Raw genomic sequence first — 16,836 nt, 5'->3', positions numbered from 1 at the left:
TTGTACATGTTACCCTTTATTTGTCACACACATATCCTATTTTGACCAAGACTATATTGTAAATGAGGTGACAACATGCCCATTACGAATCGATTTTCTACCACCACTAACGGTGCACTCGCTATTACAGGAAATACACTCGGCTTAAGTAAAATTAGTAATCAAAATCGTGCTGGTACAATCGGGGCAATTGGTGCATTCGCAACTACGAATACCGCTTTACAAGTACCTACTTTTCCTGCTGGTACAACATTAAACTATACACAAAATAGTTCTACCGCTATTTTAAATATCCCTGCTGGTAGTACTATTCTTTACGCAGAACTCATTTGGGGTGGAAACTATTTATCTCGTGATCAAAACATTACGAGTGTATTAGGAAATCCAATTTCTTTTACAACACCTGTTTCAACATACTCGATTACTCCTTCAGCTGTTACGGCTTCAAATCAAACATTCGTTTCAAACTCTATTACATTTGGCTTTTACACTCGTTCAGCAGACGTAACAACCCTTATTCAAGCGGGAGGTTCTGGTTCTTATACTACAGGAGCTGTCCCTGGACTTGTAGATCCTATAGATGCTTCTAATGGAACAATTAATTCGGCTGGATGGACGCTTATCGTCGCTTATCAAAACGGGACATTACCAGCAAGAAACTTAACCATTTATGTAGCTGGTAACCGTGTTTCTGCTGATACTGGTAGTGCAGATGTAGCTGTTTCTGGATTTTTAACACCTGCAGGAGGACCTGTAAGCGGGAGATTATTTTTAAGTTCTATTGAAGGAGATGCAGATTTAATAGGGGATCAAGCATTATTTGGACCAAATTTCAGTTCATTAAATGCTTTATCTGGGCCAAATAATGCTGTAAATAATTTCTTTGGTTCTCAAGTGAATAATGCCGCTGGAAACTTAGATACAACTGGAACATTTGGAACGCGAAATCAAAACGCTTCTACAAGTACAAATATCTCCGCAGGAAGGCAAGGTTGGGACATTACTTCCATTGATATTTCCCCTTATTTAACAAATTCTCAAGTGTCCGCCGCAATCCGTTTAACAACTAACGGAGACGCGTATATGTTAAATACAGTCGGTTTACAAATCAACATAAATTCACCTAATATACAAGCAACGAAAAGCGTAAATAAAAGTGTCGCGGCAATTGGAGACGTTCTCACTTATACCGTTACTATCCCTAACACCGGACTTCTTCCTGCTAATAACGTTACTTTTACAGACATTCTCCCTAACGGTACTTCCTTTATACCTGGCACTGTAACGGTAGATAATATCCCGCAAACAAATGCAAATCCGGCTGCTGGTATATCTCTCGGAACTATTAATAATAACGCTTCTCGTACAGTAACTTTCCAAGCAACTGTCGTTTCCCTTCCAAATCAAAATCCGATTTCTAACACTGCTAATATTACATTTCAATATACACCAATCGCCGGAGGAACGACTTTTAATGGTCTTGCAACAAGCAACTCTGCTGGAACACAAATTAACCTCGCAGATATTAATGGCACAAAATCAGTTAACAAACTTTTTACCGATATTGGTGAAACGCTAACTTACAGTATTGCCTTAGCTAACATAGGAAATATCGCTGCAACTAACGTTATATATACAGATCCAATTCCAAGCGGAACTACTTTCATTCCAGGGAGTGTAACTGTTAACGGGGTTACTCAAGCAGGAGCAAATCCTGCTACTGGTATATCAATTGGATCTATTGCTGCAAATTCTACTACTACTGTTTCATTTCAAGTATTCGTTCCTTCTATTCCGCAAACAAATCCAATATTAAATAGTGGCACCACAACATACCAATACATTCCTGTACCAAATCAACCGGCAGTAAGCGGGACTGATACGACAAATATTGTCTCCACTCAAGTGAATAATGCTACTGTAACAATGACGAAAGCAGTAGATAAAAATTTTGCAGATATTGGTGACACACTAACGTACACCGTTTCCTTTACAGGTACAGGTAATACGAATGCGAATAACGTTATTTTTACAGATGTCATTCCTACTGGAACAACTTTTGTTCTCAACAGTTTAACAATAGATGGCACGACACAAGTTGGAGCAAATCCCGCTACTGGTGTGAATATAGGATCTATTCCAACTGGCACAACAAAAAACGTTTCATTTCAAGTAGTAGTAAATACAATTCCAGCGGCGAATGTCGTATCTAATGGTTCAAGCGCTTCTTATCAATATACCGTCAATCCTAGCCAATCACCCGTTACAAAAAACATTTCTTCGAATCTCGTTTCCACTCAAATTAACAATGCGAATGTAACATTAACAAAATCAACAAATAAACAATTTGCTACAATTGGCGAAACAATCAGTTATACAATTCTTATTACAAACAGTGGAAATACAGCTGCAACTAACGTGCAACTAACAGATCCACTTCCAAATGGAACGATATTGACTCCTGGTACTGTAACATTAAACGGAGTTTTGCAAAATGTAGATTCTCTCGTTGCTTTACCTATCGGAACAATTCCTGGCGGAGCTACTTTTACCCTTTCTTTCCAAGTAACAGTCATCAATATTACCGCCCAAAATCCTATCATTAATAATGCTTTCGCTTCTTATCTATATACTGTAAACCCAAGTCTGCCACCAACTTCAAAAACAGCAAATTCTAATTCTGTTACATCAACAATTAGACTAGCAAATCTTCATGCTAATAAATCTGTAAGTCAAACGTTTGCGGAAGTTGGGGATGTATTAACGTATACCTTTTCTCTTACAAACGATGGAAATGTTGCGGCGAACAATGTAGTACTATCCGATTCAATCGCGAATGGTACTGCCTTTGTACCAAACAGTGTTATAGTTAACAATGTTACTCAACCAGGTGTTACACCAGCTAACATCAATATCGGTAGCATCAATGCGAATACTACAATTACAGCTTCATTCCAAGTATTAATAACTAGCATCCCAAATCCAAACCCTATTTCAAATAGTGCTTCTATTTCCTATAACTTTATCGTGGATCCAAACGCTTCGCCTGTAAGTAAGAACACTACTTCAACTACTACATTTACTCAAGTAAATGACGCAAATGTTATTTCAGCAAAAACAGTGGATAAAGGGTTCGCTACTGTAGGAGATGTATTAACTTATACCGTCGTTTTAACGAATGAAGGAAGCGTTACTGCTGATAGTCCCACTTTCGTAGATACAAATCCAGACGGCACTACCTTTATCCCAAACACTTTCCTTATTAATGGTGTACTTCAAAATAACGCAGATCCAAATATAGGTGTTCCATTACCTTCCATTGCTGCGAACGGCTCACTTACCGTCTCTTATCAAGTAACTGTCACCTCTTTACCAACACAAAATCCAACAATAAATTCATCTAGTACACAATATAGCTTTATTCTAAATCCAGGCGATCCACCAACTATAGAAACATCTGTAAGTAATACTGTAAGTACACAAATCAACTTAGCAAATGTAGTTATTGTCAAACAGGTAGATGTAACTATCGCTGATGTTGGGCAACCAATCACATATACCATTGCTTTAGCTAACACTGGAAATACTCCAGCAAATAATGTTGTCGTTACCGATATACTCCCTCCTGGCACAACTCTCGTACCAAATAGTATTTTTATAGGCGGTGCTTTACAGCTAGGTGCGGATCCAAGTGCCGGCCTTCAAGTTGGTACGATTCCAGCAGGCGGCATTACAACAATTGTTTTCCAAATTAGTGCAAATAGTTTACCTTCACCAAATCCAGTTCAAAACAGCGCTGCACTCCAATATAGCTTTATCGCAGATCCAAATTTACCTGCTGTTATTAGGAACGCTATTAGCAATATCGTAGCTACACAAATTAATACTGCTAATATTGTTGCTACGAAACTAACAAGCACAAATTTTGCTGATGTTGGCGATGTCATAACTTATGCAACGATTTTAACGAATAACGGCAATATCCCTGCCTCTAATGTAACGTTTACAGATATCATTCCAGCTGGTACCATTTTCCTTCCTAATACTGTAACGATTAACGGTGTCCCTATAGCTAATGCAAACCCTGCTAACGGCATTTTAATTGGTACGATAGGAGCGAATTCATCACGTACTGTTTCATTCCAAGTTTCTGTACCAACTATTCCTAGTCCAAATCCGATTACGAACCAATCGAGCACTACATTCCAATACACGTACGACCCATCCAAGCCAGTTGTAATGCAGATGGTGGCCTCCAACACCGTACAGACAACTATTAATAACGCTACAATTACCTCTGTAAAATCTGCAGATAAACAGTTTGCGAACGTAAATGATATTATTACGTACACGACTACTTTAACGAATAACGGAAACACACTTGCATCAAATATAGTATTTACAGATGCCATTCCTAATGGAACGTCATTTGTTCCAAATAGTGTAACAGTAAATGGCACTACACTTCCTAATGTAAATCCAGCAACTGGTGTAACAATTGATCCAATAAATCCAAATGCAAATACGATCATCTCGTTCCAAGTAATCGTAAATTCAATCCCTAGTCCGAATCCAATACCGAACCAAAGTAATACAACGTACCAATATGTCGTAGATCCTAACTTACCTCCAGCATCCGCCAATACGCTAAGTAACGTAATAACAACTCAAATTAATAATGCTACTATTGTCGCTACGAAGTCAGTAAATACGCCGACAGCTGCAATTGGTGATATCGTAACCTATACGATTGCAGTTGCAAATACGGGAAATATTCCCGCTAATGCTACTGTTTTAATAGATGGACTTGGACCAGGTTCCTCCTTCATCCCAAATTCCGTGACGATAAATAATGTTTCACAACCTGGCTTAGATCCTTCACTAGGAATTCCGTTAAACGACATTTCACCAGCAGATACTGTATTTGTTACATTCCAAGTACAAATACTTGCAATTCCCTCTAGTGGCACTTTAACAAATAACGCCCTTGTAAATTATGAATATACAGTGAATCCAAACCAATCACCTGCTGTTGGTAGTACTGTAACAAACACGACCGCTACCCCAATTGTTGACGCTACTTTAGTTTTAAATAAAAATGCTAGTACAACTTTCGCTACAATTGGTGATACGATTACATTCACTTCATCTGTTACAAACACAGGAAATACTACTGCTAATAACATTATTTTTACAGATACAATTCCAAGCGGTACTGCCTTTGTCCCAAATAGCTTTAAAATAAACGGGGTAACCGTTCCAAATGCAAACCCACAAAACGGTATCAATATTGGTAACTTGAATACAAATGCATCGATTACACTCAGTTTTCAAGTAAACATTACAACGCTCCCAAACCCTAATCCAATTCCAAACCAATCATCACTTCAATATAGTTTTATTGTAGATATAAATGAACCGCCTGTTTCACGAACAGTTCAATCCAATACAACTTTTACGCAAGTAAATTCGGCTTCCGTTATCGCAACGAAAACTGCAAGCAGTGCCTTTGCCGCTGTTGGAGATACAATTACGTATACAACTACGCTCACTAATAACGGAAATACTACCGCTAACACACCTGTTTTTATCGATATATTGCCACCTGAACTTTCATTCGTCCCTGATAGTGTACAAATTAATACGATCCCACAACTCGGCTTTAGACCAGATAACGGGATTTCTTTAGACACAATTCCGGTTGGAGGAACGATAACAATTAGTTTTCAAGCGATTGTTGGCTCAATACCAGCTACAAATCCAACTTTGAATCAATCTAGCACAACTTATTCTATCATTGTGGATCCTACCGAGCCGCCAGTGACAGAAACAGCTACAAGTAATCCAACTTTAGTGCAAATTAACGAAGCAATTATTCAAGCAACGAAAAGTGTGGACCGTATCTTTTCTGACGTCGCACCTGGAAATTCATTTTTAACGTATACAGTTTTATTAGAAAATATCGGGAACACAACTGCTACTAATATCATTTTTACAGATCCAATTCCAAATAATACAGTATTTATAGAAGATAGCGTTCGAGTAGGTGGAGTTTTATTACCTGGGGTAAATCCAGCTAACGGAATACCAATTGGGGATATTATTGCAGGAGATTTTACAAACGTCACCTTCCGCGTGCAAGTAGTTAGTATTCCAAATCCAATTTTCACAATTGGACCTGGAGGTCCAAACTCACCAGTTGTAAACGGCGCCTCCATTGATTATCAATTTATGACAGGACCTAATTTACCACTTGTTTCACGAAGTACGACATCTAATTCTGTTTCAACACAAATAAATTCTGGGGAAGTTGTGGCAATCAAATCTGTAGATAAAACTTTCGCAACGATTGGCGATACAATTTCTTATACAATTACATTAAGTAACCCTGGAAATGTCACTTCACAAAATATAATTTTCACAGATATTTTACCTGAAGGAACAACATTTATTTCCGGAACACTTACAAACGATTCTGGTACACAGCAAATTGGAAATCCAGCTAGCGGAATTCAGATTGGAAATATAAACCCTGGTAGTACGGTTGCTATTACGATAAACGTACTTGTCACAAACATTCCAAGTATAAATCCAATTTCTAATTTTAGTTCCGTACAATTTGAACATGTGGTTGATCCTAGCCAACCTTCCGCATTACAAACAACTATATCTAATACTGTTTCAACGACCGTTAATAGTGCAATATTAACTACAACAAAAACTGTTGATAAATCGGTTATTTCCGTCGGGGATACACTTACGTATACAACGACTATTACGAATACCGGAAATACACCAGCAACGAATATTACTTTTACAAGTGCCATTCCTCCTAGCACTACTTTCGTACCAGATTCGGTCACAATAAATGGTATCCAACAACTTGGTGCACAGCCAGCACTTGGAGTAACTATACCAAATATCGCTCCAGGTGAAACAGTAACTGTTACTTTCCAAGTAAATGTTATTTCTGTTCCCCCTTCAAGCTCGATTATGGGTAACGATACAATTTTATACTCTTATACTGTTGATCCAAACGGAGCTCCTGTTACTACTTCTACTTCAACGAACATCGTTACAAACCCCGTACTAGATGCTATGTTAACGATGGTAAAATCGGTCGATCAAACACTTGTAACGCTAGGTGATACCATTACCTATACGACAATTTTAACGAATACTGGTAATACAAATGCAACGAATATTACTTTCACTGACCTTATACCAGATGGTACAACGTTTATTACTGATAGCGTCACAATAGATGGCATCACACAAATTGGGCTTAACCCTAATACAGGTATAACAATTGGATCAATTGCTCCTAACAGCTCAATATCTATAGCATTTCAAGTGACCGCTACTTCGACTCCTGTTCAAAATCCTATTGCCAATTCTGCTACTGCTTCTTACACATTTATCGCTGATCCAAATGCACCGATTGTTTCAAGAAATGTTACTTCAAACACAGTGTTCACTACAATTAATACAGCTACCATTCTTTCATCTAAACAAGTTGATAAAACATTTAGCCACATCGGAGATACACTCACTTATACTGTCTCTTTAACAAACAATGGAAATTCATCTGCACAAAATGTTATTTTCACAGATAACATGCCGAGCGAAACTACATTTATTGCAAACTCATTTTCTATTAATGGGGTTCCTCAAAGTGGTGCGGACCCATCGAATGGTGTAAATATTGGACCTATAACAGCTGGGACTACAGTAACAGTTTCGTTCCAAGTTACTGTAACGTCATTGCCAACCGAAAACCCAATTGTAAATTTCTCATCAACATCGTATCAATTAGTCTCACCGCCTGATGCAGAAACTTCAATTAGTAATCCTGTTTCAACACAAATTAACGAAGCTATATTATCCATGACGAAAAATGAAAGTGTCTCCTTTGCAGATATTGGGCAAACTGCTTTTTACACTACCTCTATTTCGAATATAGGAAATATAGATGCAGCCAACATTGTATTCACGGATGCATTACCGAGCGGACTCACATTTGTTCCTAACACATTAACTGTTGATGGTGTTTTACAACCTGACGCGAATCCAAATACCGGTGTATTACTTGCAGCACTTCCGCCTAATGAAATATATAGTATCGTCTTTCAAGTTGTGGTGAACAACATTCCACCTATTAATCCAGCACCGAATACCGCATCCACGAATTATGAGTTTACTGTTGATCCAAATAGTCCTCCCGTTTCAAGTACAGCTAATTCTAACACGACACTTCTTCAAATAAACAATGCGACTATTATTAGTACAAAAACAGCAAATCTTACTTTTGCGGATGTTGGTAATACAATAACATTTACACTTAACCTTCCTAATACCGGGAATGTGGCTGCAACGGACGTAACTGTTATCGATATTCTTGACAGCAATTTAACTTTCGTTCCGAACAGTTTCACAGTTAATGGGCAAACTATTCCAAACGCTGATTTATCTACTGGTGTAAATATCGGTTCCATTAATGGTGGAAGCACATCAATTGTCACATTCCAAGCCACCGTTTCAACGCTCCCAATCAACAATCCTATTTCTAATTCAGCTCTTACCACTTACCGTTATATTGTTGATCCCGATCAGCCGTTCATTTCAACTTCTAATCAATCTAATACAACGACGACACAAATTAATAGTGCTATCCTTACTGCACAAAAAAATTCAAATGTGTCAACAGTAGACATTGGGCAAGATATTATCTACTCCGTTACGATTACAAATAGCGGAAATGTTAGTGCAACGAATGTTATTTTTACCGACCTAATTCCAAACGGAACTTCCTTTGAACCGAATAGCTTTACACTTAACGGAACTACCATCCCAAATGCAGACATCATTACAGGCGTTCCGATTGGTGATATCGCGCCAAACCAGTCTGTCATCGTAGCATTTCATATTAGTGCCGATGAAATTCCACCTATAAATCCAATTACCAATCAAGCTAGCGTTAGCTTTCAACATATCGTCAATCCAGCTAATCCTCCTGTTTCAAAAAACATTACTTCAAATAGTGTTACAACAACAATTGAAAGTGCTATATTAACTACTACTAAAATCGGGGATAAAGCTTTTGCAACGATCGGTGATACGATTACGTATACAACTACTATTACGAATACAGGAAATATTCCAGCTAACAACGTTGTTTTCTCAGACCCTTTACCATCATGGACACAATTTGTTGCAGGATCAGTTGTTGTTGATGGCACTCCGTTACCATCAGCTTCTATCATTGATGGTGTTGGTATAAATACAATTAGCCCAAATCAAACTGTAACAATCATATTCCAAGTTCAAATCGTAAGCAATCCAACAACATTCACTCCTGAACTCCAAAACTTAGGTTTTGTTAACTTCCAATATAACGTAGGCAATACATTACAAGCTCAACCTGGCAATGTGGAAACGAACGTCTTCGTTACTTCTATTAATTCAGCAATACTTTCAGCTGTAAAAACTGCTAGTACAGCCTTTGCGAATATTGGAGACACGATCACTTATACAGTTTTAATTCAAAATAGCGGCAATACGAACGCTACGAATGTAAATTTCTCAGACCTAATTCCAGCAGGAACTACCTTTATTGAAAACAGTTTTACTGTAAATGGAAGTACCATTCCAGGTGCAAATCCAAATAGCGGAGTGAATATCGGAACAGTGAACGCGGGTAGTTCTTTAACTGTTACTTTCCAAGTCATCGTTACATCTACTCCACCTTCAAACCCAATTACAAACGTTGCATCTATTCAATACGAATTTATAGTTAATCCAGCCTCTCCTCCTGTTACAGGTACAATAACTTCTAATAGTGCTTCCACACAAATTAATAACGCTACAGTTACAACTGTTTTAGAAGCAAATCGATCAATCGTATCTATCGGAGATACCATTACGTATACAGCAACATTAACGAATACTGGAAACTTCCCTGCAAATTCTGTATTACTCATTAACGGAGTTCCTGAAGGAGCATTATTTGTTCCAAATAGTGTTACGCTTAACGGGATTTCACTTCCAGATGCAAGTCCAACTCTCGGTATTCCAGTTGGTATTATCGCACCAGGTGATTCTGCTACGATTACATTCCAATTCCTTGCAAGTTCTATTCCACCGCAAGGAGCGATTATAAATCAAGCACTTACAAGTTACACGTATATTGTCGATCCAAGTCAACCACCAGTTACAGCAACATCTTCATCTAATACGGTGAATACAGCTGTCGTTGATGCATCACTATCTGTAATTAAAAATACAGATTCCCTCGTACAGTCTACTGAAGGTACAATCACTTACACTGTAGTCGTTCAAAATAATGGAAATACTATGGCAAATACAGTTACTTTAACAGATTTAGTACCAGAAGGAACTGCATTCATTCCTAATAGTGTGACCATTAATACTATTTCAGTTCCAGGTGCCGATCCAAACGTAGGAATCCTCTTAAACGCCATTGCACCTTCAGAAATCGTCACCGTCACATTCCAAGTTATCGTTCAATCCATTCCAATTGTGAATCCAATTTCTAATATAGCCCGTATTGACTATACTTTTATCGCTGACCCAACTGCTCCTATCATCTCTCGAACAATTACGTCTAATCCAGCTTTTACACAAATTTCGGATGCAAATATTCTTTCTTTAAAAGCAGTCAATGCACCACAAGCGACAACAGGGGATATTTTGACCTATACGATAACACTAGAAAATACTGGAAATATCCCAACTACTAATCTTTTATTTTCAGATATGATTCCAGAAGGGACTACTTTCGTAGAAAATAGTTTTACACTTAACGGAACAGCTATACTTGGTGCAAATCCAAATGCAGGTGTTACTTTGCCTAACCTAGCAGCAAACGCTACACACCTGATTTCATTCCAAATTCTTATTAACGATTCATTCTCGCGACAATCGATTACAAATCAATCTAATACAACATATACAATTCAACCAGACCCAGGACAACCGCCTATTACTGAAACATCTACAAGTAATATTGTCATTACAAATTTCGTGCTAGCACAATTGACAGTTATAAAAACTTCCAATCCAATAACTGTAGATATTGGCGGAACTATACTTTATATTTCTGAAGTGAAAAATATCGGCAATGTTGACGCAATAAATATTACTTTTACAGATGCTATTCCAGCTGGGACTACATTCGTTCCAGACAGTGTTACAATTAACGGTGTACTTCAGCCTGGTGTAAATCCTGAAAACGGAATACCAATTGAAACGATTCCACCAAACAGTTCCAAAACAATACTATTTCAAGTACAAACAAATAACCCACCAACTGAAACTGAAATTGTAAATCAATCATCTGTAAATTACCAATATGTAAGTATTCCTACAGCTCCACCAGTGAATCGCTCTGTAAATTCTAATATCGTTACAACATCACTTCAAAATGCAAATATTATTTCTGTTAAACAGGCGGATGTTACTTTCGTATCCACCGGGCAAAATATCACCTACACAAATACACTACAAAATATAGGAACTGTTCCAGCTAACAATACGTTGTTCATTGACAACATTCCAGAAGGTACTATATTCATTGAAGATAGCCTATCAATAAATAATGTAATCCAGCCTGGTGCGAACCCTGAAAATGGAGTAACTCTTGGCACGATACAACCAGATGAAACAGTCACTATTTCATTCCAAGTACAACTTATAAGTATACCAGAGGGCAACACAGTCATTAACATTTCAGACACTTCGTATGAATACCAAATTGATCCTAGTTCTCCAATTATTCAGCGCAGATCGTTATCAAATGCAGTAAATACTGAAGTGCGGACGGCAAATGTTAGTGCAATTAAATCCGCTAACAGATCTATTACACGCATAGGTCAAATCATCACATATACAATCGCAGTTACAAACGCTGGTACAATACCTATTACAAATACTCTCCTCATTGACGCAATTGCCGCTGGCACCACATTCGTTCCAAATAGCATCCTTGTAGATGGCATACCAAGGCCTAATGAAAGCCCAATTACCGGTATCAATCTTGATATAATTCTTCCAAACAATACGATTATTGTTACATTCCAAGTAAATGTAGTCTCTATACCTTCTCAAAATAACATTAATAATATCGCCGTCATTCACTATGAATATCAACCGGAACCAAGCGCACCACCAATTTCAGAAACAATCTCTTCCAATACTACAAATATACAATTTATTGATGCTATTCTTATCGCTGCAAAATTCGCTAATACAGTATTAGCAAATATTGATGAAACTATTGAATATACAGTACTCATTCAAAATAACGGCTCCACCACAACTAACTCCATATTTTTTACAGATACGATAGAAGATGGAACAGTATTTATTCCGGGGAGTGTAACAGTTAACAACACTGTACTTCCTGCAGCAGATCCAAATATCGGCTTTTCCATTCCTAATATTACGTCAGGTCAAGTAACTACAATAACGTTCCAAGTTTCTGTTACGAATTTACCTGTTGTAAACCCAACTCCTAATACTGCAAACATCGTCTACGACTTTATTTTCAACCCTGACTTTGCACCAATTCAAAAATCTACTACTTCCAATACTACTTTCGTTCAAATTAATGACGCTGATATCGTTTCACTGAAAACTGTTGATTTGACCTCTGTAGCAATTGGTGACATTTTAACTTATACAACAACTTTAACGAATACAGGAAATACGGATGCTACTTCTGTTGTATTTACAGACAATATCCCTAATGGAACAACCTTTATAGACGGTAGTGTTTTAGTAAATAATATCCCTCAGCTTAACGCGAATCCAAGTACTGGTATACTTGTAGGAACGATTGCTCCTAACGCTTCTATCCCAGTCACGTTTTCCGTTACTGTGGTATCTCTTCCAGCTAGCAGTCTTATCCAAAACCAATCAACTTCTCGTTATACAATTAATGGCGAGGAACAAATATCAACTAGTAATATTACCTTCACTGAAGTTATTTCTGCTAATGTACTCGCTATAAAAACAACACCTATCCAATATGCTGACCTACAAACGATTATCCCTTACACAATTTCCATCACAAACAACGGGAATATACAAGTAGAAAACATTATCGGTACAGATATCATCCCAGCAAATACGAGCTTTATAGAGAATAGTGTTATTGTAAATGGCACCGCTCGTCCAAATGACAACCCACTTAGCGGGATACAACTTGATAACATTCCACCTAATACGACAGCAACTATTCTATTCCTAGTACGGGTTACTTCGATTCCGCAAACAAATCCAATCTCTAACACGAGTACAGTTGAATACCAATACACGTTACCAGATCGACCACCTATTACCGAAACTATTATTTCATCAGCTGCCGTAACAACAATTAATCATGCGACTTTGAATAGTAACAAAACTGTTGACCTTGCATTTGCAACAGTCGGTGACACGTTAACGTATACGATTACACTCAATCAAACTGGTAATGTTGCAGCAAATGATGTAGTCATTCAAGATATGATTCCTCAAGGTACTACGTTTATAGAAAATAGCGTCATTGTAAACGGAGAAACTCTTCCAGGAGTTAATCCAGTAAGTGGTATACCAATTGGCACTATAATTGTAGGTGGAATTGCTATCGCTTCATTCCAAGTTTCTGTGACTTCTATTCCAATACAAAACGAACTCAACAACCAAGCAATCACTACTTTTAACTATATAGTAAACCCAAATAACGTACCTGTTACAAATACGACAACAACAAATACAGTCACAACAACCGTCCAAAATGATAATGTCATTGCGATAAAAGCTGTTGATTTCACGATTGCCTTACCTGGTCAAACTTTAACGTATACCATTACGATTACTAATAACGGTAACATCACTATTGAAGATCTTCTTCTAGTAGACACGGCACCAGTAGATACGACATTCGTTTTTGGTAGTGTTACGATTAACGGAATCAATCAGCCTAATGCGAATCCTGAAAATGGTATTACGTTAGGAACTCTTGCTCCTAATGACTCTGTTATTATTACATTCCAAGTGACAATATCTTCTTCTACTCTTCAATCTACAATCAATAACGATGCTACTATTTCCTATACGCCTATTATCGGTCCAATCGAACCACCTATTACGATTACAAGGCAAATAAATACCGTTACAAAGCAAACAAATACTGTTACAACAACAATCATTAATCCGATAATTCAAACTGAAAAAAAAGCTGATAAATCAATTGTCATTTTAGGTGATATTCTTACATTCACATTAGAGATATTTAATGATTCCCCAATCCCTACAGTAAGTACTTCCATTATAGACAGCATTCCAGCCGGTACAACATTTATAGAAAATAGCGTAACAATTAATGGCACTCAAGTTCCAAATGTCCGTCCAGATACTGGTATTAATATCGGCTCTTTATCTGCAGATGCAGTAGCAACGCTAACATTTCAAGTTCTCGTCACTTCTATTCCTTCAAACAGTACCATTATCAATTCTGCTACCGTCACAGCCGCTTTTCAATTGGCACCACAGGACCCAATTATTACTTTTATTGTTAACTCAAATATCGTTCGTATACCAGTTCAATTTATAACTGCAACAGTAGTGAAAAACGCTTCCGTCAGATCAGCTTATTTAAACCAATATTTTGATTATACGGTGCACATTATGAATACTTCTGATATTTCCCTTTCAAATGTTTCGTTACAAGATACCATTCCAGCAGGTTTACAATTTATAAACGGCACTGTCTCCATTAATGGGGAACGTTCTCCACTAGCAAATCCAAATATCGGTTTCCTAGTCACTACTAATTTGGAACCAAACGAAACAATTATCGTGTTATTCACAGTGCAAGTGATAAATCCGCCCGTTAATAATGAATTTAAAAATAACGCAAATGTTTCATTACAACTTCAAGTCTCGCCTACCGACCCACCAATTACAGTAACCGTTACAAGTAACGAAAACATCGTCACTTTTGTTCCAGAAAACGAAGATGAAATAGTTCCAAATTTAAGTTGCTTCTTTGACGGGGAACGTTTTATTCGCATTACTCCTCGGAATATACGAAACTACCTTTGGACTTGGATTTGGTGGCGTTAAATGAAACAAAAAGAGATTGTAGTTTGGTTGAAACCAAATTACAATCTCTTTTTCATTACCTTTATCGTCCTACTCAATAACTCGTCCAAGGATATACACTTAGGCATCGTCTCAAGTTATTTTAGTCGTAATAAGTTGGCCAGCTTCATTCATAGTAACTTTCCATTTCACTCCACTAGCCGTCTTCATAATTATACCTTTACTTGCCTCTATTTCAATATCTCCAAACATTCTTCCGCCAGTTGTCGCTAACCAAGCATTCCCATTTTCCATCGACGATCTTGCAAACATACGATTAATCCGAAAACGCTTATGATCTTGAGAATAACCACTTAATGTAATTCTAACTTTATATAACTGATTCGCCTTCATATTCGATATAATTGTATCGCCTACATTTAATGGAACATCCGACGCAACAACCCAATTTCCAGTTGCACTTAATGCATATTCAACTTTAATTTTCTTCGGGCTCTCTCCCCACCCAAAATACATTCCAAAACAATTTAACATTTTGATTGGATTTTTCGTGAAATCTAGTTCAATCACAACTGGATTACTATCTGGAACATCAATATAGTTTACACTTTGTTCATCTATTAAATTAAAACAATTTGCGAGATTCCCCCCGTACGGTAATTTCCCACTTACTTGCTTAACAGTATACTTCTGCTGAGCGTTTACTAAAATATCATCTTGATTCCCTATTAAATGTGGTTTATTTAACGTAATCGGTAACTGAATTCGAAGAGATTCTTCATAGGTAGACTTACAAACATTGTATTGCCCTTTATCTACAATAGTTGTAGAAAGTAAATTTGAAAAAAGGTAGTTACGATGCGAATTAGAAGAAAATTCAATGACAATCTGTTCACTACTCATCCGGTACGTATCCCAAATCATACAATCAAATGTATTATAGGCGCCGGTACAACGAATTACTTTTTTCGTTTGCTGTCTACATTGCACTTGAATATCATGAAACGTATTTCCTGAACTTTCATTTGGTAAATCACTGTTTCCATCAACTTCTATCCCATACTGACATCCATCAATAAATATAGATTGAAATACATTTGCGTTAATCCAGCAAGGTGTATTGATATCATCTATATATTCTGTCTTTAAATGTATTGCAGTTTGAAAGTTTTTAATTTGAATAAAGTTAACTTGAAAGAAACTAATATAATCCCATGCTTTTTGACAATAAAAGTGTATAGCCTTACCTTTATATGACGACGTTGCATTTATTATATTTATATTTGATATAAGAGAGTGATTAGGAACTTCTATTTGTTGTGAACCGGAAACATAAATAACAGCAGATTGAAACACTGGATTTATGACTTGAACTGTACCACCTGTTATAGATGCATTTTGTTGCAGTTCAAACACATTAAAATCTCCATCGATTTGTAGCGTTACAGTAGGATCTAACTCTAATCTTACGTTTGATTTAATAATAATTGGCTTTACAATTTTATACGTATTTACCCCTGTAATTCTAACCGTCGAAATTCGATTCGCTACACAATAATTTATAGCTTGCTGAATTGCTAATGAGCTATCATTTCCTGAGTTCGGTACTGCTCCAAAACAATCAATATGAACGCTATTTTCTGGTGCACAATCTTCTTGGGAAGAAATATATTCTGACAAAATAAATTCACTCCTCATATTACCTTTTTCATATAATATGTGAGTTTT

General features: G+C 37.0%; 2 protein-coding genes. One reads left to right on the top strand and one right to left on the bottom strand.

From position 1 onward, the window contains the following. Nucleotides 1-75 precede the first annotated feature (75 nt). Nucleotides 76-15,129 (top strand): cell surface protein, encoded by a 15,054-nt coding sequence (locus tag ACTFR9_RS00685; protein ID WP_270721597.1) that lies wholly within the window; start codon nucleotides 76-78, stop codon nucleotides 15,127-15,129. Between the two features lie 111 nt (nucleotides 15,130-15,240). Here the strand turns inward: ACTFR9_RS00685 and ACTFR9_RS00680 are convergent, their stop codons facing one another. Then, nucleotides 15,241-16,788, bottom strand: coding sequence for a hypothetical protein (locus ACTFR9_RS00680; protein WP_000006048.1), 1,548 nt, complete (start codon nucleotides 16,786-16,788; stop codon nucleotides 15,241-15,243). Nucleotides 16,789-16,836 lie beyond the last annotated feature (48 nt).

The sequence above is a fragment of the Bacillus cereus group sp. MYBK222-1 genome, from assembly GCF_051916425.1.
GTDB classification, from domain to species: Bacteria; Bacillota; Bacilli; order Bacillales; family Bacillaceae_G; genus Bacillus_A; species Bacillus_A paranthracis.
This window is presented reverse-complemented; position numbering and strand designations above follow the sequence as displayed.

What these genes read in the sequence shown, in the direction of transcription:
- ACTFR9_RS00685 (WP_270721597.1), top strand. Translation starts at nt 76, where the DNA reads ATGCCCATTACGAATCGATTTTCTACCACCACTAACGGTGCACTCGCT.